The sequence below is a fragment of the Agrobacterium sp. a22-2 genome (genome assembly GCF_012276985.1).
Taxonomy (GTDB): Bacteria; Pseudomonadota; Alphaproteobacteria; order Rhizobiales; family Rhizobiaceae; genus Allorhizobium.
In genome coordinates this window covers 1-402 of sequence record NZ_JAAXMM010000102.1, presented here as the reverse complement: position 1 = coordinate 402, position 402 = coordinate 1, and the positions used below count along the sequence as shown (strand labels likewise).

The following is a 402-nucleotide window of genomic DNA, read 5'->3' as shown; positions in this document are numbered from 1 at the left end:
CCCCTCGGCAGAGCGATGGGCGAACACACATGCATCCAGCACCCCTGGGCGCAACGCCTGCGCGAGTGCAACGGCCGCCGTCGTGATGAAGCCGTCGACGACGATGACGCGGCGTCCGGCGGCAGCGGCGATGACGCTACCCGCCATCGTCAGGATCTCGAAGCCGCCAAGCGCAGCGCCGATCTGCAGCGGCGTCTGCGCAGTGGCATTCGCGGCCAGGGCCTGGGCAAGTACGGCCGACTTGTGTGCGAGGCCGGAGTCGTCCAGGCCGGTGCCGCGGCCGACGCAGTCTGCGAGCGGCATGCCGGTCAGGCGCGCCATCAAGAGGCTGGCCGACGAGGTGTTGCCAATCCCCATCTCGCCCAGCAGCAGTGCATTGCCCGGCAGACGCTCGACCAGGGC

General features: G+C 70.1%; 1 protein-coding gene. It reads right to left on the bottom strand.

What is annotated here, in order from left to right; all coding sequences use genetic code 11:
* The coding region (locus HFC70_RS26585) for a nicotinate-nucleotide--dimethylbenzimidazole phosphoribosyltransferase (protein ID WP_168476312.1) at positions 1-402 on the bottom strand (402 nt) is incomplete at both ends.